The organism is Halobacillus sp. A5 (genome assembly GCF_024189315.1).
Lineage (GTDB): Bacteria > Bacillota > Bacilli > Bacillales > Halobacillaceae > Halobacillus_A.
On sequence record NZ_JAIZEO010000004.1, the window covers coordinates 460,608 to 486,380 of the forward strand.

The 25,773-nt window shown below is 40.4% G+C and carries 22 protein-coding genes and 4 pseudogenes; 15 read left to right on the forward strand and 11 right to left on the reverse strand.

Annotation, left to right across the window (positions count from 1 at the left end):
* Positions 1-616: 616 nt before the first annotated feature.
* From LF822_RS17445 to LF822_RS17485, 9 genes are all read left to right on the forward strand, one after another.
* Positions 617-946 carry an HMA2 domain-containing protein gene (locus LF822_RS17445; protein WP_253925354.1) on the forward strand — a complete coding sequence of 110 codons (330 nt, stop codon included), beginning with the start codon at positions 617-619 and terminating at the stop codon, positions 944-946.
* On the forward strand, positions 943-1,473 hold the full coding sequence (locus LF822_RS17450) for an HMA2 domain-containing protein (RefSeq protein ID WP_253925355.1): 531 nt from the start codon (positions 943-945) through the stop codon (positions 1,471-1,473). Before LF822_RS17445 ends, LF822_RS17450 begins: the two co-directional genes overlap by 4 nt.
* Positions 1,473-3,596 (forward strand): heavy metal translocating P-type ATPase, encoded by a 2,124-nt coding sequence (locus tag LF822_RS17455; protein ID WP_253925356.1) that lies wholly within the window; start codon positions 1,473-1,475, stop codon positions 3,594-3,596. The genes LF822_RS17450 and LF822_RS17455 overlap by 1 nt, the downstream gene beginning before the upstream one ends.
* Positions 3,545-4,123, forward strand: a complete 579-nt coding sequence (locus LF822_RS17460; protein WP_253925357.1) for an HMA2 domain-containing protein — start codon at positions 3,545-3,547, stop codon at positions 4,121-4,123. Before LF822_RS17455 ends, LF822_RS17460 begins: the two co-directional genes overlap by 52 nt.
* A 25-nt stretch (positions 4,124-4,148) precedes the next feature.
* Positions 4,149-4,397, forward strand: a complete 249-nt coding sequence (locus tag LF822_RS17465; protein ID WP_253925358.1) for a hypothetical protein — start codon at positions 4,149-4,151, stop codon at positions 4,395-4,397.
* Between the two features lie 247 nt (positions 4,398-4,644).
* Positions 4,645-5,565 (forward strand): metal ABC transporter solute-binding protein, Zn/Mn family, encoded by a 921-nt coding sequence (locus tag LF822_RS17470; protein WP_253925359.1) that lies wholly within the window; start codon positions 4,645-4,647, stop codon positions 5,563-5,565.
* Positions 5,566-5,575: 10 nt separating this feature from the next.
* A complete protein-coding gene (locus LF822_RS17475) occupies positions 5,576-6,328 on the forward strand; it encodes a metal ABC transporter ATP-binding protein (protein ID WP_253925360.1) in 753 nt (250 codons plus the stop codon).
* Positions 6,329-6,332: 4 nt separating this feature from the next.
* Positions 6,333-7,202, forward strand: a complete 870-nt coding sequence (locus LF822_RS17480; protein WP_253925361.1) for a metal ABC transporter permease — start codon at positions 6,333-6,335, stop codon at positions 7,200-7,202.
* Complete coding sequence (locus LF822_RS17485; RefSeq protein ID WP_253925362.1) at positions 7,199-8,089, forward strand: metal ABC transporter permease; 891 nt, start codon at positions 7,199-7,201, stop codon at positions 8,087-8,089. The genes LF822_RS17480 and LF822_RS17485 overlap by 4 nt, the downstream gene beginning before the upstream one ends.
* A 456-nt stretch (positions 8,090-8,545) precedes the next feature.
* Here LF822_RS17485 and LF822_RS17490 read toward each other — a convergent pair whose 3' ends face one another.
* The gene (locus tag LF822_RS17490) at positions 8,546-9,661 is read right to left on the reverse strand and encodes a 2-methylaconitate cis-trans isomerase PrpF family protein (protein ID WP_253925363.1); all 1,116 of its coding nucleotides are present in this window, start codon (positions 9,659-9,661) and stop codon (positions 8,546-8,548) included.
* Between the two features lie 137 nt (positions 9,662-9,798).
* On the opposite strand from LF822_RS17490, the gene LF822_RS17495 reads away from it, so the two are divergent.
* From LF822_RS17495 to LF822_RS17510, 4 genes are all read left to right on the forward strand, one after another.
* Entirely contained in the window at positions 9,799-10,668 is an 870-nt protein-coding gene (locus LF822_RS17495) for a LysR family transcriptional regulator (protein ID WP_253925364.1), read from the forward strand.
* A 105-nt stretch (positions 10,669-10,773) separates the two neighbouring features.
* The gene (locus LF822_RS17500) at positions 10,774-11,886 is read left to right on the forward strand and encodes a type 2 periplasmic-binding domain-containing protein (RefSeq protein ID WP_253925474.1); all 1,113 of its coding nucleotides are present in this window, start codon (positions 10,774-10,776) and stop codon (positions 11,884-11,886) included.
* A 15-nt stretch (positions 11,887-11,901) separates the two neighbouring features.
* Positions 11,902-13,383, forward strand: a complete 1,482-nt coding sequence (locus tag LF822_RS17505) for a tripartite tricarboxylate transporter permease (protein ID WP_253925365.1) — start codon at positions 11,902-11,904, stop codon at positions 13,381-13,383.
* A 1-nt stretch (position 13,384) separates the two neighbouring features.
* On the forward strand, positions 13,385-13,828 hold the full coding sequence (locus LF822_RS17510) for a tripartite tricarboxylate transporter TctB family protein (protein ID WP_253925366.1): 444 nt from the start codon (positions 13,385-13,387) through the stop codon (positions 13,826-13,828).
* A 426-nt stretch (positions 13,829-14,254) separates the two neighbouring features.
* Here LF822_RS17510 and LF822_RS17515 read toward each other — a convergent pair whose 3' ends face one another.
* From LF822_RS17515 to LF822_RS17545, 7 genes and pseudogenes are all read right to left on the reverse strand, one after another.
* Entirely contained in the window at positions 14,255-15,685 is a 1,431-nt protein-coding gene (locus LF822_RS17515) for a glycoside hydrolase family 32 protein (RefSeq protein ID WP_253925367.1), read from the reverse strand.
* A gap of 14 nt (positions 15,686-15,699) precedes the next feature.
* Entirely contained in the window at positions 15,700-17,298 is a 1,599-nt protein-coding gene (locus LF822_RS17520; RefSeq protein ID WP_253925368.1) for an extracellular solute-binding protein, read from the reverse strand.
* 131 nt (positions 17,299-17,429) lie between these two features.
* A complete protein-coding gene (locus tag LF822_RS17525; RefSeq protein WP_253925369.1) occupies positions 17,430-18,338 on the reverse strand; it encodes a carbohydrate ABC transporter permease in 909 nt (302 codons plus the stop codon).
* 16 nt (positions 18,339-18,354) lie between these two features.
* Positions 18,355-19,314, reverse strand: coding sequence for an ABC transporter permease (locus LF822_RS17530; protein ID WP_371925953.1), 960 nt, complete (start codon positions 19,312-19,314; stop codon positions 18,355-18,357).
* Between the two features lie 197 nt (positions 19,315-19,511).
* Positions 19,512-19,679, reverse strand: a pseudogene (locus LF822_RS17535) (LacI family transcriptional regulator); the annotation flags it as partial.
* A 108-nt stretch (positions 19,680-19,787) separates the two neighbouring features.
* Positions 19,788-19,880 (reverse strand): annotated as a pseudogene (locus LF822_RS23255) (LacI family DNA-binding transcriptional regulator); the annotation flags it as partial.
* Between the two features lie 48 nt (positions 19,881-19,928).
* On the reverse strand, positions 19,929-20,537 hold the full coding sequence (locus tag LF822_RS17545) for a YesL family protein (RefSeq protein WP_253925371.1): 609 nt from the start codon (positions 20,535-20,537) through the stop codon (positions 19,929-19,931).
* A 97-nt stretch (positions 20,538-20,634) separates the two neighbouring features.
* Between LF822_RS17545 and LF822_RS17550 the strand changes: the two genes are divergently transcribed.
* Together LF822_RS17550 and LF822_RS17555 are read left to right on the forward strand one after the other, a co-directional pair.
* Positions 20,635-21,252 (forward strand): hypothetical protein, encoded by a 618-nt coding sequence (locus LF822_RS17550; protein WP_253925372.1) that lies wholly within the window; start codon positions 20,635-20,637, stop codon positions 21,250-21,252.
* Positions 21,253-21,420: 168 nt separating this feature from the next.
* Positions 21,421-22,159, forward strand: a pseudogene (locus tag LF822_RS17555) (ROK family protein).
* 238 nt (positions 22,160-22,397) lie between these two features.
* On the opposite strand, the gene LF822_RS17565 reads toward LF822_RS17555, so the two are convergent.
* The 3 genes and pseudogenes from LF822_RS17565 to LF822_RS17575 all read right to left on the reverse strand — a co-directional run bounded on the left by LF822_RS17565 (position 22,398) and on the right by LF822_RS17575 (position 25,687).
* Positions 22,398-23,381, reverse strand: a complete 984-nt coding sequence (locus tag LF822_RS17565) for a LacI family DNA-binding transcriptional regulator (RefSeq protein ID WP_253925375.1) — start codon at positions 23,379-23,381, stop codon at positions 22,398-22,400.
* Between the two features lie 217 nt (positions 23,382-23,598).
* Positions 23,599-24,019: pseudogene (locus tag LF822_RS17570) on the reverse strand (amino acid permease); the annotation flags it as partial.
* A 687-nt stretch (positions 24,020-24,706) separates the two neighbouring features.
* Complete coding sequence (locus LF822_RS17575; RefSeq protein WP_253925376.1) at positions 24,707-25,687, reverse strand: asparaginase; 981 nt, start codon at positions 25,685-25,687, stop codon at positions 24,707-24,709.
* Between the last annotated feature and the right edge of the window lie 86 nt (positions 25,688-25,773).

The window sequence follows — 25,773 nt, forward strand, 5'->3', positions numbered from 1 at the left end:
CCACATGCATCTCTTACAATAAAAGAAAAGCCTCTCAAAAGTTTATAAACTCTTGAGAGGCCTGTTAATTTTTAGTAATCGATTTTAAAAACCAGTCAAAGTCCAGTCAAATTGTTCTCAAACCCTATGTTAAAAGGGTTTGGGGCACTATCACATCATGCCGCCCATACCCTGGGTGTATTAAATACTAACGAACATAATTTAGTAGCACCTATATAACAATATCTCGACTTGATAGTATTAACTTGTGGTTAAATAAGATATCAATAATCAAGAATTACATCCAGTCAAAATCCAGTCACATATATTGCTTTGGGGAGCTTATTTTAGTAATTTTCAGATGGTGTTCTGATTGTAAAAACCCCACTATAAACCAGCCTACAATCGAATTCCTTCTCTAAAAAAAATAAGTTTTTAAAGCTCTTTTTACGCTGTGCCTTAAGAACTACAAAACACAAAAGTTCCTGCAATGTTTTTTCTTTTTTCGTCGAAAACCCCCGAAGAATGTCCTTTTTAAATTGAGAGTTATAGGTATTATTTAACTTGTAATAATTTACCACTAAAAGTAACATAACTTACAAGGTGTCTTTTTTTATTTTCTGAAAAGGAGCTTGCTATGCTTACAAAAGTAAAAAAAATAATCTTTATGAAACGATTAGAGAAAATGTTAGCTACATACCAAATAAAAATAATGCACTTCATACCTGGAAGGGTCCGTATTTCATCTCCTTACTGGGAAGGCAATTCCAAAATTGTATCACAATTGGTTCCATTACTTGAATTAGAGCCTAAAATTCTTTCCGTGCGTCATACCTCAGAAACAGGGACGATTTTAGTGGAATATGACCCCAGTCCTGAGGTGGATGAAAAACAAATCGAGCAATGGTTTGATATCGTCCAGCGCGTCCATAATGGTGTAATTACAAGAGAAGTGACAGGCTCATGATGAATTCATTGATCGGTCTGGGCGCTTCTTTCGCTATCCCAGGCATTATGAAACGATTGAAAGATCAAAAAGTACAAGTGCTTCATGCCATGCCAGGTCGTGTCCGCTTGCAGAGCGACCATTGGAAAGAAGAAAAAATTGCAGAAGCACTGGAACTACAGATGGGACAAGTTTCCCTGGTGAGTCGAGTGAAAGCTTCAGGAATCACTGGAAGCTTACTTTTAGAATTCACCACCGATCACTTAACTTCAGAACAATTCGATGCCCTTGTACAGCTGGCAGTGGACACTTCTATTTCGACGTATCCTCACATAGAATCCAAGGTGAAAAGTTCCTTAAGAAAAAGCGTGGATTCCTTTGACGACCTTATCAAAAAGCAGACAGGTGGAAAGACGGATGCAGAATCCTTACTCATCCTCACGCTGCTTTTCAAAGGAGCGACAGGATTCGGGACCAACCCTGCATTCGCAAGCAGTCTATTGTATTGGGCCTACACATTAATTAAGAAGGATGGTGAGGGAAGATAGTGAACGGAGGAACCATTGTTCATTCAATCCCTGGCAGAACCAGACTGCAGATCCTCAAAGGCTTAGCACAGGAAAAAGTCGAAGCCTCTTACCGGCTCATTCCTGGAATTCACTCTGCTATCTATACTAAAGAATCAGGTTCAGTGGTTCTTCACCATGACCTGGATCTGAACTCTAAGAAGATTGTTTATGGACGGACTGCTGCACCATCTCAAATGAAAAACAAACCATACAAAAATGAATTCACCGCAAGCGGCCTGGCATTTCTGCTTGATTTCTTGATTCCGACCACAAGGTTTACAGGTTTGATGAAATTGATTTCCCCAGCCTCCCTTGCCAGTCTTTTTGCCTGTAAATCCATGATCGTTAATGGGTTAAGACCGGTAACGGAATGGAAAAGGCCAAATGCTGACACTCTCAGTACTACAGCCATTTTCGCCTCCATATTAAAAGGAAATCCAAAGTCAGCAATCGTCATCCTTTTTATGTCTGCCTTAAGCGAAATCATCACAGATATTACCGCTCACCGGACAAAGAATTACGTGAAAGACATGATGAATGTGGATACTCAGTATGTTTGGAAAGTGGATGGCCAGGGCGACGAGAGAAAAGTGTCCATTGATGAAGTAAGCATTGGAGATCATATTGCGGTGTTTGAAGGAGAAAAGGTTTCAGCTGATGGTAAAGTCATTAGCGGCTGGGCAAATGTCGATCAGTCGTCCATCACCGGAGAATACATGCCTCAACATATTTCCAGAGGTCAAACCGTCTATGCCGGTACCATCGTCCAATCGGGGAACATTCGAATAGAGGTTTCTCAGTTAGGAGACGAAACTGCCGTGGCAAGGATTTTGCAAATGATTGAAGAAGCTCAGGAATCAAAAGCTCCGATCCAATCCTATGCAGATGAAATGTCTGAACGACTAGTACCGGTCTCCTTTTTACTGGCGCTCCTTACTTTCGCAGTCACAAGAAGCTGGGATCGTGTCTTGAATATGCTTGTTATTGACTACGTCTGTGGCATCAAACTGGCCACGGCTACTGCTATATCTGCTTCAATTGGAAAAGCGGCACGTAATGGTGCACTTATCAAGGGTGGGGAATACTTACAAAAGCTTTCCTCTATTGATACTGCTGTTCTTGATAAGACAGGAACCATTACAGAAGGCAAACCTGAAATTGTAAAGATTGCTCCGTACAACGGATTTACAGAACAAGAAATTTTAATGTATGCCGCTTCAGCAGAGGAACATTCTTCTCATCCCATTGCCGAGGCCATTCTTAGAAAAGCGTCTGATTTAAACCTGACGCCTTATGAACACGACCATGACAGCATCGAAAACATTGTCGGTCATGGAGTGAAAGCTTTGGTTAACGACAAAGAAGTAGTGATAGGGAACCAAACCTTACTTGTTAAGCATGAGGTCGACACGAACAGTCTGACCTTCCTCAACAAGTCAATTAAAGAAAAGAGTACGATTTTCGTAGCGATCGATAAAAAAATGGCCGGCGCAATTGTGATTGAAGATGCGTTACGTGAAGGGATGAAAAGAACTGTCAACCAGCTGAGAAGGGCCGGAGTCGATGAAATCGTTATGCTTACAGGAGACAAACGTGAAGTTGCTGAAGAGGTCTACCAGGAACTACGGTTGGACCAATTCCATTCTGAAGTCCTCCCTCACGAGAAAGCTGCATTTGTAAAGCAATATAAATCACGAGGCAGTCACGTCCTGATGGTTGGAGACGGAATTAATGACGCTCCTGCCCTCGCCTTAGCTGATGTAGGCGTGAGTATGGGAGGCAAGCGTACTGATATAGCCGTGGAAGCCAGCGATCTTGTTGTTACATCTGATAATCCACTCATTCTATCAGATATCATTCAGCTTTCAAAGTCTACCATGGCAATGATCCGTCAGAACTTCGTTATCACCATTGCCGTCAATAGTGCGGCGATTCTTTTCGGTCTTTTTGGATCGATTACCCCGACCATCGGCGCAGCTATACACAATTCAGCAACCATTGCTGTGGTCCTGAACAGTACCCGACTATTGGTGAATAAGGAGCGAATATCATGCAAGGAACCTTCTCCATCGTCCATGACATACCTGGTCGACTCCGCTTAATCATTCCTGCGTTGTACGATAAGCGGGATTATAATCAGATACAGGATATGTTCACTTCCATTAGAGGAATCGAGTCGGTAAGAATTGAACCGACCATTCAATCAATGACGATTTCTTATGCCAAAGAGCTAATCAATCGAAAAGTCATCTTGAAGTTTATAAGTCTATTTTTCAAACAAACTCGTTTTGACCCTTTAGACAATATCATGGTCAATATTTCACCTGCTCAGCGCAAAAACTTTCTCCGCAGTTTAGTCACAGGTTTTCTCATATTAATCGCCTACTTAAACAATACACCCGGAAAGGTCTCGAGCATGCTTGATTACGCTGTAGTTATATCGACTGCATACACAGTCCTCTCCCACGGGGAAAACAAATTCAGGCATCCGGATGTTATTACAGGAATCTTCAGCATGCTGTCAATGGGAGCCGGAAACATCCTGCAAGTGGCTATGGTGACATGGGCGGTTAATGTATTAGAGCTATTAAATGAAGCTAGTAAAAACAAATTGGTTTTACAACATTAAAAATTCTTTCAGGAGGTTTTATATTATGGTAAACAAAGATTTCATGATGGGGTTCGTTTCAGGTACAGTGGTAGGTGCGGTAGGTTATCGTCTATATGAACAAAATCAAGGGCAGCTCTCCCAGTTGATCCAAAATCCAACTGCGCAAAATTTAAATCCTTTAGCGCAGGGCCCCTCCCCTATCCAGAATGAATTGAGCCTTGAAGATTTAATTGCACAAAAAGAGCGTTTAGAAGATTATATCGCTGAAAAGAAAGTGCATAGCGGGCAATAAAGGCTTAGAATAGCCCCACTAGGGTACATTCCATCCGGGGTGTACCTTATTTATAATCTTTCCCCCGTAAAAAACAGTTGATTTATCTTTTCAAAAACTATATATTTTGTATTAAGGAAACTTTTTTAACTAACAACAAAACAGTAAACTATTCGTGGAATCGCCCATATAATAAAAGGGCACATTTTTTTACCCTTAAAGTTGCACTAAAGAAAAAAAAATGAATTAAGGAAAAGGAGATGGTTGTATGAAAAGAATATTCACTCTTATTTTTATCCCTGCTTTGTTGCTCATCGGATGTCAAAGTGAGGACGCAGGCGCAGGAGAAGGTGAGAAAATAGAAGCCGTAGCGACAATTGCTCAAATCGCTGACATTGTTGAAAACGTTGGCGGAGAACATGTAGAAGTAAAGAATTTGATGGGACCAGGAACCGATCCGCACCTTTACAAACCTGTTTCAAGCGATATTGATGCCATGGAAGAAGCCGATATTATTTTTTATAACGGTCATCACCTCGAAGGGCAAATGAATGAAATTTTCGGAAAAATGAACGAGGAAAAACCGACCTATGCTGTCGCAGAAACAGTCCCAGAAGATCTATTGGCATCAGACCCGGAGAATCCAGAAGTCTATGACCCTCACATATGGTTTGACATTGAGTTATGGAAATATGCGGTAGATAGTGTAACGGAAGGATTGATCGAAGCGGATCCTGACAATGAAGAGGAATATCAAAACAATGCAATAGCTTATAAAGAAGAACTAGATGAACTTCACACCTATGCCAAAGACAGCATTTCTGAAATTCCAGAAGAAAGCCGAGTCCTCGTAACTGCGCATGATGCTTTCCAATATTTTGGTGAAGCTTATGGATTGGAAGTTTTAGGTTTACAGGGATTAAGTACGGAGTCTGAATACGGAGTAAATGATATCGAACGTATCACAGAAACATTGACAGAGCGAAATGTAAAGGCAGTATTTGTAGAAAGCAGTGTCTCGGAGAAATCAATCAATGCGGTAACTGAAGGAGCTGCAGAAAAAGGTCATGAAGTTGAGATTGGCGGCGAACTCTTTTCCGATGCAATGGGACCTGAAGATACAGAAGAAGGCACATATATAGGTATGTTCCGACACAACATCGATACAATCGTTGAAGCATTAAACTAGGAGGATACAAATGAACGCTTTAACTGTAAAAAATATAAGCGTCACTTATGATAAGCAACCAGCTCTTGAACAAGTAAACTTTTCTGTACCTCAGGGATCGCTGACTGGAATCATCGGTCCCAATGGTGCAGGAAAGTCAACATTAATCAAAGCCGTTTTACAATTAATACCAAAATCATCTGGAGAAGTGTCCGTTTATGAAAATCCGTTAAAACGAGAAAGAAACCGAATCGGTTATGTGCCGCAGCGTAGTGAAGTAGATTGGGATTTCCCTACAAACGCTCTCGATGTTGTTCTTATGGGACGATACGGTCATATCGGAATGTTCAAGCGAATCAAAAAGAAAGATAAGCAGTTGGCTGCGGATTGCTTGGCTAAAGTAGGCATGGATTCTTTTGCTGACAGACAAATCAGCCAACTCTCAGGCGGACAGCAGCAAAGGGTATTCCTAGCTCGTGCCCTTTCCCAGAATGCCGATATATACTTTATGGATGAACCATTTGCTGGCGTTGATGCTGCGACAGAAAAAGCAATGATCAAGCTATTACAGGAATGGAAAGAGGAAGGTAAAACCGTTCTGGTCGTTCATCATGACCTTCAAACCGTTCGATCTTATTTTGATCACTGCCTTTTGCTCAACAAAACACCGATTGCTTTCGGTCCGACTGATCGAACGTTCACCTATGATAATCTTCAAAAAGCCTATGGAGGAGCATTATCCATCCTGGCACAGGAATCCTCTTTCTTAGGAAGAGGAGGTTAATTCCATGCAGGAATTAATAGAGCTGCTTCAAAACCCAAACGCGCGCTGGGTGCTCATCGGCTCCATTTTACTAGGTTTCGCTAGTGGGTTGATCGGCAGTTTTGTATTATTAAAAAAACAAAGCTTAATTGGTGATGCAATGGCACACGCAGCCTTACCAGGAATATGTATTGCTTACCTTATTTATGGGGTCAAGTCCACTCCTCTCTTTTTATTAGGAGCCGCAGTGAGTGGGCTGATCGCCACTTATCTCATACAAGCAATCGTCAATCATTCAAGAATCAAAACAGATGCTTCCATCGGAGTCGTATTAAGTGTTTCTTTCGGAATCGGAATCGTTCTCCTCACTTATATTACGCGTCATAGTGGCGGGAACCAGGCCGGATTGGATGACTTTATCTTTGGTCAGGCAGCAGCTATGGTTCGCAGTGATGTACAAATGATAGCGGTTGGTTCCCTTCTGATCATCCTTTTAACAAGCCTTTTATTCAAAGAATTTAAGATTTCTACATTTGATCCGCAATATGCCAAAGGTTTAGGTCTTCCTGTTAAAGGTCTTAACGCTATCCTCATGGTTCTCGTTATTAGCATGGTCGTCATTGGGATTCAAATGGTGGGGGTTGTTTTGATGGTTGCGCTATTAATTACTCCCCCGCTGGCAGCAAGATACTGGACCGATCGACTGGAATGGATGGGGTTCATTTCTGGTCTGATTGGAGCTGTTTCAGGATTGATTGGCACAGCGATAAGTACGATGGGCGACGGGCTTCCTACAGGACCTCTTATTGTTCTTACAGCGTCCTCCATTTTTATACTTTCTCTCCTATTCGGCTTGAGAAAAGGTCTTCTCATTAAGGTGGTGCAGCGGATATGACGTATGGAGCTTGGATTATATTAACAGGCGTACTTGTCGGTGTCACATGCGGCATCACAGGTGCTTTACTAGTTTTAAGAAAAATGGCGATGATTGCAGACGCCATCAGCCACACGGTTCTTCTCGGCATCGTCCTTGCTTTTTTAGTGACCCAGTCCCTTAATGGATTGCCCATGTTAATAGGGGCAGGTGCTGTTGGAATATTGACAGCTATACTGGTGCAGTGGCTTGACTCAAGCGGCGTTCAATCGGGCGCTGCCATCGGAGTTGTTTTCACTTCCTTATTCGCCCTGGGAGTAGTAATGCTTAGCTTTATCGGAGATGGTGTACACCTTGATGTCGAACACGCGCTGATGGGTGAAATCGCATATGTGCCATGGGATACATGGACTTATGCCGGTATTAACCTTGGTCCTAAAGCGGTCTGGATGCTCGGTGGCGTATTCATTCTGAACTTAACCATTATTCTTTTGTTTTTCAAAGAATTCAAAGTTAGCACCTTTGACCCACAACTTGCTGCTAGTTTAGGAATCCCTATTCTTTTTCTTCACTATTTATTAATGGGGATGGTATCCTTTTCCACGGTTGCTTCATTCGACAGTGTGGGAGCGATTTTAGTTGTAGCGATGCTCATCGTACCCGGGGCTACCGCCTATTTATTAACAGACCATTTCGGCTGGATGATAGCGTTAAGCGCAATTATCGGTGCGTTAGCTTCCATAATTGGTTATGGTTTTGCAGTCTGGCTAGATGTTTCCATTGCAGGTTCGATGGCCGTATCATGCGGGTTATTATTCACCCTGGCCTTCTTTCTCAGTCCGAAGCACGGCGTGGTATCGAAGTGGTGGAAAAGAAAATCTTTCAGAAAATCAATGGCGACTTCTTAGTATGCTTTATCAAAACCATATGTATATCTTTACTCTTTTCTCATCGTCACGTGTATTGTTTTGCTTCCCTGTCTTAAGGAATTCTCTAAATAGAGAATTAAGGAAATAACGAATGCTACTTTCCCAACATGGTTAGCGACTTAATATATGGATATAAAAGCCCCTCAAAGTTTAGTGTAAACTTTGAGGGGCTTTTAGAAGATTATTTTATTATTATTGAAAGAAAAAACATGTCTTTTTATAGGTTAGTTAGTTTAGGGTCAGTAACTCCTTCATATTGGGGGGAACAAATTTAAAAACCAGTCATAAAAAACCATAGAAATATTCAAAAATTTTAATTACATATTGAATCTTTCAGGACATCAGGAACATGAGTTTCACCCGTATACAAGTTATTTTTTTATCCTGTCTACCTTAAGAAGAGCATTCAAAACACTGAGCTATAATTGTGAATGTTTAAATTACAGACTGACCATAATTACTCTTTGTGTAAACCTCCCCTTCCATTAAGAGACGTGCGGTTCTGCCGACTTTAATGGACAACGGATACTCATTATATATAGTTTCCATCACCCCCGCTGGGTGACCTATGGAAATGGTGCTGCTGTTCTTATCGATAATTTCCGAAAGGATAGTGCCTTCAATCTTACTGGCAGCTGTGATACATACCGCTCCCGTAATAGCCAGAGCTTTATGCGGGCGCTGCATGGACATCATTCTCACTAGAACGTTAAAATCTTTTTCCCTGTGAAATTCACCCGCAGTATCTTGATAATCAAAAGGCTTTGAAACAACTGTTAATTTAGGTGTTGCCGGCGAAAGCCTTGCAGCTTCAGATTGGGATGCAAACCCGCATTCCTCGGCTGCTGCTGAGCGTAATTCTTCTAAAAGGTCAATCTGCTCTTTTGAGTATTCCTCTGGTAATTCATCTCCTCGAAGTCCTATATCTTGCGCCCGAACAAAAACCAGGGGATTAGCTATATCCACTATAGATGCCCTAATTTCCCCTAAAGCACACGAAAGATAATCTATTGGTCTGCCTGTTGGAAGAACTTTGCCTGTTACAGCCCCTTCAGGATTTTCAAACGATAAGAATATAGGAGAAGCACTGCCTGGCACACCCGGTATCGAATAGTCTCCCTCTGTTTTTACTCTACCATTCTCCACTTCTACTTCAGCTGTAATAATTTTTTTAGTATTTGTATTGTATATCCTTACTTTTGTAATAGGTTCTTCTATTGAAACGAGTCCCTTAGCTATAGCATAAGGTCCAACTGCTGAAGATATATTTCCGCAGTTCCCTTTAAAATCTACCAATTGATCATATAAGCTTACTTGAGCAAAAGTATATTCAATGTCATATGAAGAGTTGCTGCTCTTATCAATAATAGCCACCTTGCTAGTAAGAGAATTAGCTCCACCTAATCCATCTATTTGGTTTGGATCTGGACTACCCATGATATCCAGCAGAAATTCTTCTCTTTCCTGGTCAGTTTTAGGTAAATCTTTTTTTTGCAAAAAAACCCCTTTACTGGTTCCTCCACGCATTAAAGTAATAGGTACTTTATTCACTTTAAATGCCCTCCTTATAGAAAAATGATTGTTGTCCAGATGGTATCCATAGCGTACAATGGATCTAATTATAAGAAAAATCAAAATTCTATATGGAAGTGTATAAATATATTTTATAAGTAAGGGAGTTTTATCTTATGGACCAAAAAGATTGGCAGATTTTAAATGCAATTGCAGAAGAAAAAAGCTTAACAAAAGCAGCTGAAAAATTATTTATTACTCAGCCTGCTCTCAGTTACCGATTAAAGCAGCTGGAAGAGTCTTTTCAGACCAAGCTTTTCTTTCGTACAAAAAAAGGAATTGAGTTTACTTCTGAAGGCGAATTTCTCGTAGATTATGCTAAGGATCGAATTAAGGAATATCTCACATTAAAAGATGAAATTTTTAACATTGGTAATGAAGTGAGAGGCACTCTTCGGATCGGAGTCTCAAGTAACTTTGCACAATATAAGCTTCCCGCATTGTTGAAGAAATTCTCAACTTCTTATCCCAATATTCAATTTAAGGTACAGACTGGATGGAGTACCGAAATCAGGAACTTATTGAATCAATCTCAAATCCATTTAGGAATCCTAAGGGGAGATTATGATTGGGAAGGAGAAAAATTACTTTTAACAAAAGAGCAATTGTATATTATATCTAAAAATGAAATTTCCCTTGAAGAACTCCCCCAGCTTCCCTTTATTTATTACAAAACCGATAACTCACTTAAACGGCTGATCAGCAGATGGTGGAATGATCAATTTTCTCAATCTCCTTTAACTGCAATGGAAGTGGACAGACAGGAAACGAGTAAAGAGATGGTAAAGAATGATTTAGGTTTTTCTGTGGTGCCCGAAATCTGCTTAACCCCTTCCGATGAGCTATATACAGAAGGATTAACCTATAAAAATGGGGAGCCTGTCTTGCGTGATACGTGGTTAATGTACCGCACAGACTTTATCCAGCTTAATATTGTAAAAGCTTTTATCGATTTCCTAATCAAGCAGCAGACTGTAAAAATATAAAAAAATTTTATGGATAACGATAATATTTACCTATTTTACTTATAAAGATGATTTTTATAACCTTATGACAACACAAAAAAGAAGGAGGATAAGGCAGTGAGAAAAATGTATGCGCTTACTTTATTACTGATTCTTAACCTTTTTATAGCAGGTTGCCAGCCCTTATCGTTTGTCAGCTCTAAAGTAACGAGCGGGGAAGAAGAACAAGGTTATAATGAAGATCTTCTAACAATGGTCGTTCCTTATAATTCAGGAGGAGGAACTGATGTATTTGCCAGATTTATGACGAAGCCGCTCTCCGAACATATTGAAAACCAGCCAAGTATTCATGTTGAGAACGTTCCTGGTGGTGGAAGTATTACTGGTACAAATGAATATGTAAATTCTTATGATAAGGATGGAACAAATCTGGTAGCAACAAGTGCTTCCACTCATATCCCTTATTTACTGGATCAATCATCTGTTCAGTATAGTTTTGATGAACTCACTCCCCTGGTCGGGGCTCCTACAGGTGGTGTGGTTTATGGTTCGGCAGATTTAAACATTAAAGATGGTTTTGATCTCGACCAAGTGAAAGAAAAACTCTTTTATGCTGGCATGTCTCCTACTGGTTTAGATTTAACGACATTAATCTCTTTTGAAGTACTAGAGATAGATTCCAAAGCAGTACTGGGTTACGAAGGAAGAGGTCCTGCAAGAGTGGCTTTTGAACAAGGAGAAAGTAATATTGATTTTCAAACGACGACAGCCTATAAGCAGAACATAGAACCTAAGGTAGAAGATGGGAAAGCTGTTCCACTCTATAGTTTAGGACAAATCGATGAAAACGGTGAAGTTGTGAGGGATCCGCAATTCCCTGACCTTCCTACTGTAAAAGAAGTTTATAAAGAACTCCACGGTGAGGAACCTAAAGGACAAGCATGGGAAACCTATAAACATTTTCTAAACGCTACCTATACTTTACAAAAGGTGATATGGGTGCATGAGGGTGCGCCTGAAAGTGCAAAAGAAGAATTGAAGAAAACAGCCAACAAATTAGTTAAGGATGAACAATTCAAGCAAGAGTCGTCCGTTATTCTAGAGGATTATGAAGTATACTCCCAAGCAGAGTTAGAAAAAAGGATCGATAACTTAGAGAAAAATATGAATGAGGATACAATCAATTGGGTTTATGAATTTCTTTTAAAAGAACACGGAGTTGATGGCAGAAAACTATAGAAGTGAGGGGATATTATGATTGAGAGTGCAATGGAAGCCTTAAGTATTGTCTTAGATCCATCGAGAATTTTATTTATGTGCCTCGGTGTTGGACTGGGCATCGTAGTTGGCCTGCTGCCAGGTTTAGGCGGAACAGTAGGTATGTCACTTTTACTGCCGTTTGTATTTGGGATGGATCCCTTCATCGGCATGGCCCTGTTAATTGGCATGGTAGCCGTTGTTCATACAGGAGATACCTTTCCTTCTGTATTGCTTGGAATCCCTGGCTCTTCTGGATCACAGGCAACCATTATGGACGGATTTCCTTTAGCTAAGAAAGGTGAAGCATCCAGGGCTATGGGAGCTGCTTTATTTTGTTCTATGATTGGTGGAATTATAGGCGGGGTGGCTCTCTATCTGGCGATCCCAATCGCTGCTCCGCTTATTACTAGTTTCAATTCACCTGTTTTATTTATGTTAACGATGCTTGGACTGAGCATGGCCGGCCTTTTAGCAGGAGATTCACCTGCTAAGGGAGCCTTGGCAGGTTTAATGGGTTTAATGATCGGCTCCGTTGGAAGTGCTCCGGCTATTACGGAATACCGGTATACCTTTGATTTTCTTTACCTTTCTAATGGGCTATCCCTTCCAGTTGTCGCTTTGGCTATCTTTGCCTTTCCAATTCTCATTACAATGCTTACCCATAAGGGGAGCGTAGCGGAATCAAATCATTTAAAAGGCGGAGTTTTAAAGGGAGTTGGTGACGCCCTTAAGAATAAGTTCTTAGTCATGAGAAGCGCGGTATTAGGAAGTCTGATCGGCTTCATTCCCGGTTTGGGAGGAAGTGTCGTCGACTGGCTTGCTTATGGAGCAGGTAAAAAGACTATAAGAAATAACCAGTTTGGTGAGGGAGACATTCGTGGAGTCATCGCTCCCGAAAGTGCCAACAACGCGAAAGAAGGCGGATCTCTCATCCCGACCCTGCTATTTGGCATTCCAGGCAGTGGAACAACCGCAATCTTGCTGGGCGGATTAATTTTAATGGGATTAGAAGCAGGGCCAAGAATGTTGACAACCGAATTGCCTCTCACCTTATCTATCGTTTGGACACTTGTTATTGCTAACATAATTGGAGCAATTTTATGTATGACTTTAGTTAAACCAATTGCTAAACTAAGCTTGATTCCTGGTGAGAAGCTAGTCCCTTTTCTAACCATACTGTTATTAATTGGAGCTTACCAAAGTAATTTTGCCTGGGGAGACATTATAGCCTTTATCGCAATAGGTTTATTAGGATATATCATGACGATCCTTGATTGGCCAAGGCCCCCATTACTTATCGGATTTGTATTAGCCATATCAGCAGAAAGGTACTATTGGATCTCCATTGAAAGGTACGGCTGGGAATGGCTGAGCAATCCTATCGTTATTACTATCGGTGTATTAATTGTCATCCTTCTTACAGGAGGATCCATAATGAAAAAAATCAGCAACAACTTACAAAGAGAAGGTGTGTAAAATGACTAAACAAACACTAAATTTAATTTTTACTTTTTGTATATTTATTGTTTTTGTCTGGGCAGCTGTTACTGCGCTTACTTTTTCCCGCTTAGCCCAATTCTTCCCTTTATATGTTTCTATCGCCGGTAGTATTGTATCCGGTATTTATCTAGTAAAGGAAGTTGTAAAAATAATGAAACAAAAAGACCAAGGTTCGCACCCGAAAGTTTTAATTGTTAAACCCATTATATATACAGGATGGATTGTAGGATACGTAATTACTATTTCTTTATTTGGATTATTTATTGCCTCAACTATTTACCTTATTGCCTTTTTACTTATAGAATCTAAGTTCACTTTCTTTAAGGCTCTCTACTCCACTGGGATTGCTTTAGTTATCATTACAGTTTTAAGCAATTTACTAAACATTGCATGGCCGCAGAGTGTATTGTTAGGGCTTTGAAGTGAAAGGGTAAAATTGATAAATATGATCACATACCAGAGAAAATTTTCTTAAAAAACACCAAAAAACCTCCCAATAGTTATTGAGAGGTTTTAAACATCGATATTGATGCCATAGAATGTGGCATTCAGAAATGTCTAAAAGGGGTGTCGGTTTCTTGTGATTTATAGTAGTACATACTATTAGGAAGTTGTCTCCAATATTAATCTTGAGGTAAACATGGTATCTCCTGGCCATACTTAAGAATAAAAGAAAAGCCTCTCAAAAGCTTATGAACTCTTGAGAGGCCTTTAGATTTAGTAAACAATTTTAAAAACCAGTCAAAATCCAGTCAAATTGTTCTTCTACCCTATGATGGAAGGGGTTTGGGCGCTATCACAAAGGCTGACCATTTCTGAAGAAGATCCTAGTGATGTCGCCCTGTTATTATGGTGTTGATAGATACCCGTCATGGACGATGGCATCGTTACTAGATATAGAAATACTTGTGCATGCGTTATCCGGGTACAGAAGGCACGTTAGAGCCTGCTCTCCATCATTGATAAACAGTTCGAGCGATGAGGAGTCGACGATCATACGAAGTTTCAGCTTATCCGCACGGGACGTCACTACCTCCTGAATATGAGAGAAATTTTCAGAGAAGCTGACATCTCCAGATTGACTTCTGTCGACTTGAAGCACCCCTTCAGCAAATGTCATAACAGTATGTTGGATGTCTGTATGATGCAGTGTTATGGTAAATGGATTAGCTCCACTTACTGTAAACTCCGCCTCAAAGAAAGGTTTTTTTATATCATGAGTGAAAGCCTGATCCTTCTCGATTCTCTGCTTATGAAAGTCTGTTACTTTCTTGACATAGTCATCGAATTCTCTTACGGGCTGCTGCCGTACAAGGGACTCCCCATTTATATTTTTCAACGAAAGCTCCCTTGGAATCGTCATCTGGCTTCTCCAATGACCGGTAGGAACGTGATTAGCATAGCGCCAGTTACTCATCCATCCGATATAAATTCGTCTTCCGTCCTGTTTAGGAATATCAGAGAAGCTTACACCAGCGTAATTGTCTTTGCCATGATCGAGCCATTTGACATGAGTATGATCGGGAACAAATATCGAGCCATCAAAGCTTCCCGTAAAATACTGAGTGCGTGACCCTTTCTCGTAACGAGGGTTATCTCCAATGCTCACGAGCAGCACCCATTTTTCTTCCTTTGTAGGTTCTACAGCCATTTTAAATAAATCAGGACATTCCCAAACACCTTCATGTGAACCGCTCCCTTCTCCAAATTCACTTTCAAACTGCCAGTCTAGTAAATTCGGTGAAGAATAAAATGAGACAGATTGACCCGCAGCTACTACCATCACCCATCTCGCATCTGTTTCATTCCAAAATACTTTTGGGTCACGAAAATCTATTTTTGTATCATCGGTCAGGATCGGGTTATTTTCGTATTTAATCCACGTTCTGCCTTTGTCGGTACTGTAAGCTATACTCTGGCTCTGTTTAGGCGGCTGTCCGTCCTGCCCATCCTTATGGTGGGTAAAAATAGCCACGAGACCAGGTTTGTTGGTAAACAAGCCAGACGTATTTTCCCAGTCGACGACACAGCTGCCGGAAAAAACCGTTCCTAATTCATCCGGATAGAGAGCGATATCGAGTTCCTCCCACTCTATCAAATTCGTGCTGACAGCGTGGCCCCAGTGCATGGGGCCCCAAATGCTGTCATACGGATTGTGTTGAAAAAACAAATGATATTCTCCTGCAAAATAAACCATCCCGTTAGGGTCATTCATCCAATTTTTACTTGGAGCAAAATGTAAGTGCGGTCGATAGTGCGGTACGTGTTGTAATTCCAATAGAAAACCCTCCATTAATTAATCGTACGATCGTAGCCTTCCTGCTTGATTTCCAGCCATTCAGATAGATTCAGACGTTCTAGCTCTTCTAAATACTCGTCCCATTCTTCCTCTACTTTCCCTCCTGATATCCATTCCGCTTTCTTTCTCTCGATATAAGGGATCAAATCTGCTTCAATCGTAGAAAGACGATCGAGCTCTTCTTTTGTGTGAAAAACATTTGGAAAAATATTTTCTGCCTGCATGTGCGGTACCATGACTTCTTCCATTAGATCGAGTCTCCACGCAGCGTCATCCGGCATCGTTGTCACCTCTCCGTAATAGCTGTCGAGGATGGCAAGCGGTCCACCGACGGAGGTTCTTTCCCGTAATTCAGTCGGTGCAGTCCCCTCTAAATCTTCATGCTTCAACATATCTTCTTCTTCATCGAATTCGAAAATATTCTGCTGCTCCTCATCCCCGTGCGTGCCCCAGTTGTGCTGAACAGAAGTGTGCGGATCATAAAATTCATCAATCCACTTCGCAGTTAATTCAAGGTTTTGATTAGCACTCGTGATGACCATTCTTGCACGATCAAATCCCATTCCATTCGTACGCGGCGCATTAATTTGTCCATCCGGACCTTCGAGTGGCGGCATGAGCTCATACTCCTCATTCATACCTGTAATGTTGCTTTTATCCCATGTGAAATACATGCCGTAGCGCCCCTCTTCCCCTTTGGACACATATACCGGCCAGTCCTGTTCAAACGCTTCCTCGTCAATGAGCTCTTCCTTATACAGCTCATTCATAAACGAAATCCCTTCTTTATATCCTTCCTCTGCAGAGGTAAGCTTCACTTCATGATCATTGGTTACCACCGTGTGATCCCAATTATCTCCGTATCCAAACGAACCGAATAAGAAGCCGGGATCCTGGCCACCATCGTTAATAATGAAAGACATCGGAATTGTCTGGCCGTCTCCAGCCATGTCATTATCGCGGAAAGCAATCAATGCTTCTTTTAATTCTTCTGTCGTCTCCGGCATGTCGAGTCCGAGTTCGTCGAGCCACTCTACATTAATCCATGGAAAGTTATCGATGGAGTGAATGTTTTGTTTGCCTTCTCCCAGTTCTTCAATCCAAGGGAAGGCATAAATATTGCCGTCTTCGGCTGTCATCATGTCTTCATATTCCGGTTTTTCTTCGAGCACCTTCTTTAAGTTAGGCATGTGGTTATCAATCAGATCATTCAAAGGGATAATCGCTTCATCCTCCGCCAGCTCTAACAGCTCATAATCACTGTAGCCTGCGTTTTTAATGGCATCCGGCATTTCCCCACTTGACATGGCAAGATTCCTTTTATCTTGGAACGACTCACCGGTAAAGCTTCTCCAATCGATTTCTACACCTGTTTTTTCTTCAAGACGCTGATACAATAGTTTATCGTTCGGGTTTTCTGGCGCTAACGGTGAACTTTCCGTGATAATTTTTAGTGATACATCCTCCTCCACTGGAAAGGAAATATCCTCGAGTTCATAATCCTCCGACCACGTCTTCGATTTATTGCTGCACCCTCCAATCAAAACACTCCCTAAAATTAACGCAGACATTAATTTTACATACCTTTTCATGTATATCCCCACTTTCTCTTTTTTCAGAAGCTCTTAAGTATGATTTAAAAATCGACTCGTTTACCGCGGGATTCCCTGCTCATTTTCTTCATCAAAGAATTACTTATTAACAATGGGTTTTAACAAGGCCATTACTTCAATGAACCGACCATAACTCCTTTTTCAAAATACTTTTGGAAGAATGGGTACATAATTAATAAAGGTAGACTTGCGACAACAATCGATGAGTATTTAATCATTTCCGCAATGCGCTGCATTTCTGCTCGTGCGAGTTGATCGGCAATCATGCCAGGCTGGACTTCGTTTTGAATCAGAATTTCCCGCAGAACAAGCTGCAGCGGATAAAGCGAGCGGTCATCCAAGTAAATCATCGCGTTGAAATAAGCATTCCACTGACCTATAAAAGCGAACAACGCAAGAACAAAAATGATAGGTTTAGCCAAAGGAAGCAGAATTTTGAGAAAAATCATAAAATCCGAGGCTCCATCAATTCTTGCTGCTTCTTTGAGCTCATTTGGAAGCGCTTTAAAATAGGTCCTCGCAAGGATAATGTTCCATACCGTGACAGATCCGGGAAGAATAATTGCCCAAGGTGTATTGATTAACCCGAGTTCACGCACCAATAAGTATGTTGGTACCAGTCCACCGTTAAAAAACATTGTAAAGATAAAGAAAATCATCACCGCTTTTTTCCCTACCAGATTATCCACCGATAAGGCGTACCCGGCTAATACGGAAAAGACAATTGATACGAGCGTAAAGCCGCCTGCATATAACATGGAATTAAAAAATCCCCGGATAATAGAACCGTCCTGGAAAATCCGAACGTAACCACTGATTGTCCAATGATCCGGATTCAAAGACAGTCCCTGAGTAATTAAAATATTGGGTTGTAAAAAAGACCCGACCAGCACATAAAGTAGCGGCACTAACACAACGATGACGATGAGGCTGAGCATTATTTTGTTAACAAATAGGATGATCCGATCCGTTTTTGATTGATTGATCGTAGCGATTTTTTTTGCATGAGAACGGCTCATGGACTTTTTCTCCTTTCTAGTATAGAGATTCTCCTTTAAGCTTTTTCACGATTTGGTTTGCGGTAACGAGCAGCATGAGATTGATCACGGATAAGAACAGGCCAATTGCAGCACCAAACGACCAGTCAGCCGCCTGCAGCCCACGCTTGTATACATACGTGTCAATAATTTCAGAGGCAGGTAAATTTCGATCGGTCTGAAGCAAATAAGCTTTTTCAAAGCCTATCGCCATAATTCCACCAATCGCTAGAATAAACAAAACAGCCATGACAGGCTTTAGTACCTGAATATCAATGTGCCATATCCGCTGTAAGAGCGAAGCTCCGTCAATAACTGCCGCATCATGCAATTGAGGATCGCTGTTCGACAAAGCGGCCACATAAATAATGGAAGAGAAACCGGCTACTTGCCAAACACCTGATGCTACAAAGATCGTTCGGAAATATTCCGGCTCGGACATAAAGGAAATCGGCCGGTCGAGAAAGAGCGTTAATAAAGCATTTAGTGGTCCAGTTGGGGATAAGAACATAAAGAGCATCCCCCCGATAACAACAACAGAGATAAAATTAGGGGCATAGATAATCAATTGTATATTCTTTTTCACCCGTGCTCTTCTCACCTGATTTAACATAAGAGCTAAAATAATCGGTACCGGAAATCCAATCAAAAGCTCATACGCACTTAATTTAACCGTATTGGAAAATATCTGAAGAAAATTCGGTGACTGCATAAATTTCGTGAAATGGGAAAATCCCACCCATTTGCTGCCCATAATGCCTTGAATTGGGCTGAAATCTTTAAAAGCGATAATGACGCCGTACATCGGAAGATAATTAAAGATGAATACCGTTAGAATGGCGGGAAGTAAAAATAAATACAACACCCAATTTTTCTTAATATTTAGAATTTTTCTTCTACTCGATGTAGTCTTCGTTTTGCTTTTCTTCCTCGCCAATGACCCAACCGTGTTGTCCACGCTACCTCCTCCTTACTTGTTTGATATACCTGCTTGTTCCATTCCTCCATAGAAGTCACCCTCGTTTCCGTCAAATGTTAACGCTTTCTTTTATCTACATCAAAGTATATGTCATCCGGTTTCATATGTCAACCGGGTGACACAATTTACAAAAATGACGACCTGATAGTAATGGCTGTACCTCCTTTTTTTCATTTCTAGGTTGTTTCGCTTTTTAGTAGCCTTACAGGAAGGATGGTATCCGCTTCTTCTTTCATCTGCTTCATTAGTAGATGAATCACCGATGCTGCCATCTTTTTTACTGACTGCTGCACCGTAGTAAGCTCCGGACATAAAATACGAGTTGTATCTGTCCCGTCGTCACAGCCGGCGACTTTACCACTTGCGGGATACGAATTCCTCGATTCTTGCTTCCTGCATCACCCTGAACGCGATAAAATCATCACTAGCAAATATGCCTTCCAGTCTTCATTTTCTTTAAAAAATCCGCGGTTGTTTAACACTCTGGATACGGTCGTAGGAGAAAAGCCGGCTGCTTTTGTCACATCTCCCAACTTCACTTTCAAGATAGGACTCCTTTCACCTTCACATTTATACTAACCGGTTAACATATTTCACGCTTGTTTTTTCGGAAAGGAGCGCGACGCTACTTTTGTCGTCATATAAGCCGCGGGGCTCAAACCAAATAGCATCATTAAGACGGGAAAATTAATATATATATAAATAAAAATAGCCATTGCGGCAGCAATAAAAATGGTTTGAAAAGGGCGTGCCACTGCTAAAGCCACGGAATACTTGAAGTACGTCCAGAAAGACAGGCGAAAGTGAGAAAAAATCGGGAAAATATACAGGAGTACGAGCACATACATCACACCAACGACAAAAGTAATGCTCGCAAGCGTGATTTGCAGAAGGTCATTTTCCAGCAGTTGCAGGATGCGAAAGTCCAAGTATAATATTATACCTGCAGCCACTAAAACATATCCTATTACATTTGCCATGACAAATTCCGATTTAAATTTCTTAAAAAATAGCTTATAATACGGTTCATCTTCATCTTCCATTATCATTTCCCTCAGCACGGCAAATAACGCAGCCGTTGCCGGAAAAAATCCTAGAATGAAGAAGCCCGATAGCACTAACAAAAACCACAATAAATGAAACACAATGAGATGGTATCCAATATTGCCCCACCTTATGTACCAGCGTGTGGAATCAAGCACGTTTCAGCCTCCCTTTATGTAAAATAGATAACGTAACCAAGAATACACTAGTTCTCGTACATAGTAAATTAGCAAATGACGCGGAAAGGATGACATGATGAACAAGATCCGCATAAACGAACTTTTCAATTATTATAAATATCACACCCTGCTTATAGCATTCAGTGTATTTGTGTTTGGCTCGATTCTCTATTCTTTTATTAACCATCAAATCGAACAAACCAACTCTGCCAATGAACCAGCTCCTGACCTGGAAATATTATTTTTCGGAGAATATCACACAGAAGAAACGTCCCGTTTCGAAGAACAGATAGAACAACAGGTTCCGAATGTTGATAACGTTGAGGTGAATGTGGAGTATTCCCCGGCCGAAACAGATTCAGAGATGGATATTTCCTCTGCACAGATGCGCCCGGTGGCCCTGATGAAAAACGAGCCCGATATCTATATTACAGATAAGACCCATTTTGACTTAATGACCGAAATGGATGCATTTTACCCAATAGATTCTGAAGAAGAATTCCTACAAGAAGTAAGTAACGATTCATTGCAGCGAAACACAGCGGATGATGAAGAAATATACGGCATCGACGTATCGGACAGCAGCGTATTTCATGACTCACCGTTTGGTGGCGCCGAAAAAATTGTATCTATCCGAGAGAATCCTAAGAATGTCGATAATGCCATAGAATGGATTAAACGTGCAGTAGAATAATTATTATTTTCCTGAATGCCATACGCCGCAGACGGACGTTTTCCGATTCTGGCCTCCGGTTCACCTTTAACAGGCTACAGCAGCCCATAGTCATTGCTTACGAAGGAGGATGAGTAGTGAAAATAGTTCTATCTAAAGAAAACACGATAATGAAAAGGGGGAGTATCGTTGTTTGGAGCGATTGAAGCAGGAGGAACTAAGTTTGTTTGCGCTGTTGGCGACGATGATTATCATATTATTGATTTCATAGAATTTCCTACACAATCTCCAAAAGAAACAATGGATAAAGTGAAAGGTTTTTTCGGGAGATATAATATTACGTCCATGGGTATTGGATCTTTTGGCCCCTTAGATATTGATTATCATTCCGAAACGTACGGCTGTATCACCACTACACCAAAAGTACAATGGAGAAATTTCAATATATTAGATTCACTTAAGGAAACAATGGATAAACCAATGGTTATACATACCGATGTAACGATGGCGACCTTAGGAGAAGCGAAGTTTGGTGCTGCTCAAGGCTTGTCGAACTGTATTTACGTCACTATTGGTACTGGTGTCGGCGTGGGGGCGATCATAAACGACCAACCTCTGCAGGGGATGAGCTCATTTACTTTCAGATATGGAGAAAGTCTGGGAGGTAGAAAGTTATTATATTGCACAAGCTTTAATGACATATATACTCACCTTATCACCAGAAAAAATTATTCTAGGTGGAGGGGTTATGAAGCAAAGGCAAATTTTACCCTTCGTATATAAATATATAAAAAGATTGAATAAAGGATATGTATCATTTTCGCAGTTAGATAAGCACATATCAAATTATATTGTGACACCTGGAATAGAAGGCTTATCAGCCATTAAAGGAGGGCTTTACGCAGCAAAAAAATTAACGGTATATTAAGTCAAGATATCGGGCGGAAGATCATAATCTGTATAAACAAAACATTTCTGACGGTACGTTTTTACATGGACCGTCTTTTTCTTATAGAAGCATGCCTGAAAAGTCGTATGGGTTGATGAAAGCCCAACAGAATCCGTAGCTGACAGGTCTGGTGAGGAAACCCAGGAACTGAGAGTAAAGGAAAATAGTCAAAGGAGCTGCCTTCTGAAATTAGTTATCCTTATCTACTCTCTACTGTTTATATCGTGTTCCCTGTATGAAGGGTAATATCATGGCTCATTTCATCATGGCTCATTGGTTTAGGACCTTCCATTTGCTGTTGAAGAAGGATCACGGCGGATTCGGCGATTTTTTTAATCGGTTGACAGATGGTTGAGAGGCCTGGAAATATTGTACGGATGGTTTCAGTTCCATCGTAACCTATGATTTTAAGTTGTTCGGGAATAGATACCCCTCTTTTTTCCGCTTCCCTTATGACCGCCAGGGCTAACAAGTCATCGCTAGCGAACACTCCTTCCAGATCAGGCTGTTCATCAAACATTTGGTTGATAATACGTACCTGCTCATATTGATCAAACACGCCTGAGATTTCGTAAGTAGTATAAGGTAATCCATGTTTAATCATGACGTCTTCATAAGCCTTTCTACGAAGATTTGCAGGTGTCTTGAGATCAAAAGGGCCGTTTAGGTGTATAATTCGCTTACAACCCCCGGCCAGCAATGTTTCAACGGCTAATTGACCACCTTTGTAATTATTAGATCCTACGACAGGGATGTTTTTGGACAAATAATGATCAATTGCGACAGTAGGTAAATTATGTTGATCATAATCTAAAATCCCTCTATTATATGTACCGACAATTACGCCATCTACTTGATTTCTTCTTAGCATTTCCCAGTACTGCTTTTCTTTATTAATATTATTTAGACTGTTACAAATCAAGGCTTTATATCCCTGTTGTGAACAGTAATTTTCTACCTCGGCTGTTAGTTCTCCGAAAAAAGGATTTTTGGTCGTTGGTACAATAAGTCCAATAATATATGTTTTTTTATTATATAAAGAACGAGCCAAATCATTAGGAATATAATTGATTTGCTCCATTGCAACATAAACTTTCTTTTTCATCTCTTCACTAATGTATCCTCGATTATTTAACACACGAGAAACGGTAGTAGGAGAGACACCAGCGACCTTTGCCACGTCTTGAATTTTTGGCTTCATAGATTATAAATCTCCTTTATGAATACTTCCGTTTATTGTAGCAAGAGAAAAAGGAAGGGGAACGATTTGCTAGGATCATTAGACTAATAATGATTATACCTTATTTACATCAACAAATGAATAAGGGTAACATGCTGGTTTAGCTTGTTTTTTCTCACACTACAAATGTAAAACAGAAACATTCCTCCTGAATTTTTTACTCTTTTTATAAATTACCTTTGGCGTCTGCACCCGCTGCATCACCCATTATAACACCAATAGGAGACAGGTTCCTTTCTTTACTACCATACGTAGCCGTTCCAATGGTGACAAGGCTTAACGCCAAAAACAGGACACCAATGATAACTGCACTTACAATGCCCCCTTGACAATATCCTTTACCGGCTTCTTAAAGTTATTGGCCAGATTACAAATGACCTCCCAACCGAAAAATGACCAAAAGATAACCGTTATAGCACTTCCAACGGAAAGCCATCCATTTGGAACAAAAGGAGTAAAATCCCCCATTGTATATTAGGTAGCGACACAAATACGGCTAACAGTAAAAGAACAAGTAATAAAATGCTTAAAATCAATGCGACTTTATCGCTGATATTTACACCGTAATAATTTGAAACACCTGCAATCACCAAAAAGACTAGAAAGCAAAAAAAGCAAAGATGATGAACCATCATCGAAGCGGAGGGGGGGAAATCCCCGAAACAAACCGCATTCCTTTCTATAAAATTACGAAAAAAACTCTATTAAGTTTCAAAAAAAGCAATTTCCATCCAATTATCTCGGATTCAAGTCTTCAACAATCCTCCCCTTATCTGGAAGACTTGAGTTCAAAACAATCCCCTCGTTGGCAAAGTAACTTTGATTCTAATATCCCTCTATAACGAAACCATTTCATTCCATAATACAGGAAAATAATAACATCAAAAATTATTTAAAACCATTAATTGTCATTCTTAATTGATATGTAGAACGTATGTTCGTATAATTACTTTTAAGGAAGGTGATTGGTTTGGGATTTCCTATTTATTCAACTACAATTCTTGAAGACTTAGTAACACGATGGTATAACTAAACCGGAAGATTTGAACAAACTAAGTGAGATTGCACTTAGACTTTGATAGGAATTAAGCCAGATTTTTTGTCCGTTATCTGAGAAGTGTACTGACAAAATACTACATAATTATTTGTAAAAAGTCTTCTATACAAAATTAAAAACCTCCCAGAAGTTCGAGAACTTTTGGGAGGTAACTAAAATATATAGGTATTTTTTTCCTTCTAAGACATAAAATATGTCATTTTGGAATTAACTAGAGCTTTGAACCCTTTCACATTGGGGTGTTGGTACTTTCTACGATTTCTTTCACTTCGGAGAGTTTTAATGTTTTTCCCATTGCCCACATCAGCTTCGGTAATAGGGCTTCTGTATTCATATCAATAGAAAGGATGACTTTGCTTTGATCGATCAACCGTCCCACCTTATAAAGAGATAAGTCAGCACCTTCCTCTAGACACTGCGTTGTTATAACTACAAATTTGCCTTCTTGGATTAAATTATCGACCGTCTTAGAAAGGTCTCGCCCCAAGAAAGGAAGGCCTCCGCTCCCGAAGGTTTCGATGATCACTCCTTTAAATTGATCTTTGATGGAATGCAGGAGATCTGGTTTGACACCAGGATACAATTTAAATAAATGAACATCGGTGCATAACCCCGTTTCTAACCTAAGTTCCCCATCCGCCTTATCAGTGACCTCCATGTTATTTTGTATGTGATTCCCTTCAATATAAGCAATATATGGATAATTAATACTCTCAAAAGCATCATAGCTTTCCGTTCTCATCTTGACTGCTCTTGTTCCTTTAATCACTCTGCCGCCAAACACCACAAATACACCTGCAGTACCTTTGGTTGCATACGTAACAGCATCTGTTAAGTTTTTGACCCCGTCCGTTTTTTTAGCATCGATCGGCTGAATCGAGCCAGTCAAAACAACCGGCTTTTGTAAATTTCGTAAAAAATAAGATAATGCAGCTGAAGTATAAGATAAGGTATCTGTGCCATGTGTAATGACAAAGCCATCAAAATGATGGTACTTGTCATAAACAGCTCTCGCAATTTCTTCCCAGTGCTCAGGCTGCATATTTGTACTGTCTATATTCACAACTGTTTCCGTACTTATTTGCACTTCGTTTTCATTCAACGGCAAGTAACGAACCAACTTCTGGATAGGGATGCCTGGAATAAGACCATCATCAGTTTGTATACACCCTATCGTTCCGCCCGTTGACAATAGAAGAATTTTTTTCATTATCTTCCCACCTTTTTATTAGAAGAGTTAAAAGCTCTACTTGAATTTTGTCTAGTTTAACATAACAAGCAGTAATAATTTTGGTC

Coding starts and splice junctions, on each gene's coding strand:
- LF822_RS17495 (WP_253925364.1), top strand. CDS start 9,799: ATGGACCAAAAAGATTGGCAGATTTTAAATGCAATTGCAGAAGAAAAA.
- LF822_RS17480 (WP_253925361.1), top strand. CDS start 6,333: ATGCAGGAATTAATAGAGCTGCTTCAAAACCCAAACGCGCGCTGGGTG.
- LF822_RS17475 (WP_253925360.1), top strand. CDS start 5,576: ATGAACGCTTTAACTGTAAAAAATATAAGCGTCACTTATGATAAGCAA.
- LF822_RS17445 (WP_253925354.1), top strand. CDS start 617: ATGCTTACAAAAGTAAAAAAAATAATCTTTATGAAACGATTAGAGAAA.
- LF822_RS17465 (WP_253925358.1), top strand. CDS start 4,149: ATGGTAAACAAAGATTTCATGATGGGGTTCGTTTCAGGTACAGTGGTA.
- LF822_RS17460 (WP_253925357.1), top strand. CDS start 3,545: ATGCAAGGAACCTTCTCCATCGTCCATGACATACCTGGTCGACTCCGC.
- LF822_RS17510 (WP_253925366.1), top strand. CDS start 13,385: ATGACTAAACAAACACTAAATTTAATTTTTACTTTTTGTATATTTATT.
- LF822_RS17525 (WP_253925369.1), bottom strand. CDS start 18,338: ATGAGCCGTTCTCATGCAAAAAAAATCGCTACGATCAATCAATCAAAA.
- LF822_RS17505 (WP_253925365.1), top strand. CDS start 11,902: ATGATTGAGAGTGCAATGGAAGCCTTAAGTATTGTCTTAGATCCATCG.
- LF822_RS17470 (WP_253925359.1), top strand. CDS start 4,645: ATGAAAAGAATATTCACTCTTATTTTTATCCCTGCTTTGTTGCTCATC.
- LF822_RS17450 (WP_253925355.1), top strand. CDS start 943: ATGATGAATTCATTGATCGGTCTGGGCGCTTCTTTCGCTATCCCAGGC.
- LF822_RS17500 (WP_253925474.1), top strand. CDS start 10,774: ATGTATGCGCTTACTTTATTACTGATTCTTAACCTTTTTATAGCAGGT.
- LF822_RS17575 (WP_253925376.1), bottom strand. CDS start 25,687: ATGAAAAAAATTCTTCTATTGTCAACGGGCGGAACGATAGGGTGTATA.
- LF822_RS17565 (WP_253925375.1), bottom strand. CDS start 23,381: ATGAAGCCAAAAATTCAAGACGTGGCAAAGGTCGCTGGTGTCTCTCCT.
- LF822_RS17520 (WP_253925368.1), bottom strand. CDS start 17,298: ATGAAAAGGTATGTAAAATTAATGTCTGCGTTAATTTTAGGGAGTGTT.
- LF822_RS17550 (WP_253925372.1), top strand. CDS start 20,635: ATGAACAAGATCCGCATAAACGAACTTTTCAATTATTATAAATATCAC.
- LF822_RS17485 (WP_253925362.1), top strand. CDS start 7,199: ATGACGTATGGAGCTTGGATTATATTAACAGGCGTACTTGTCGGTGTC.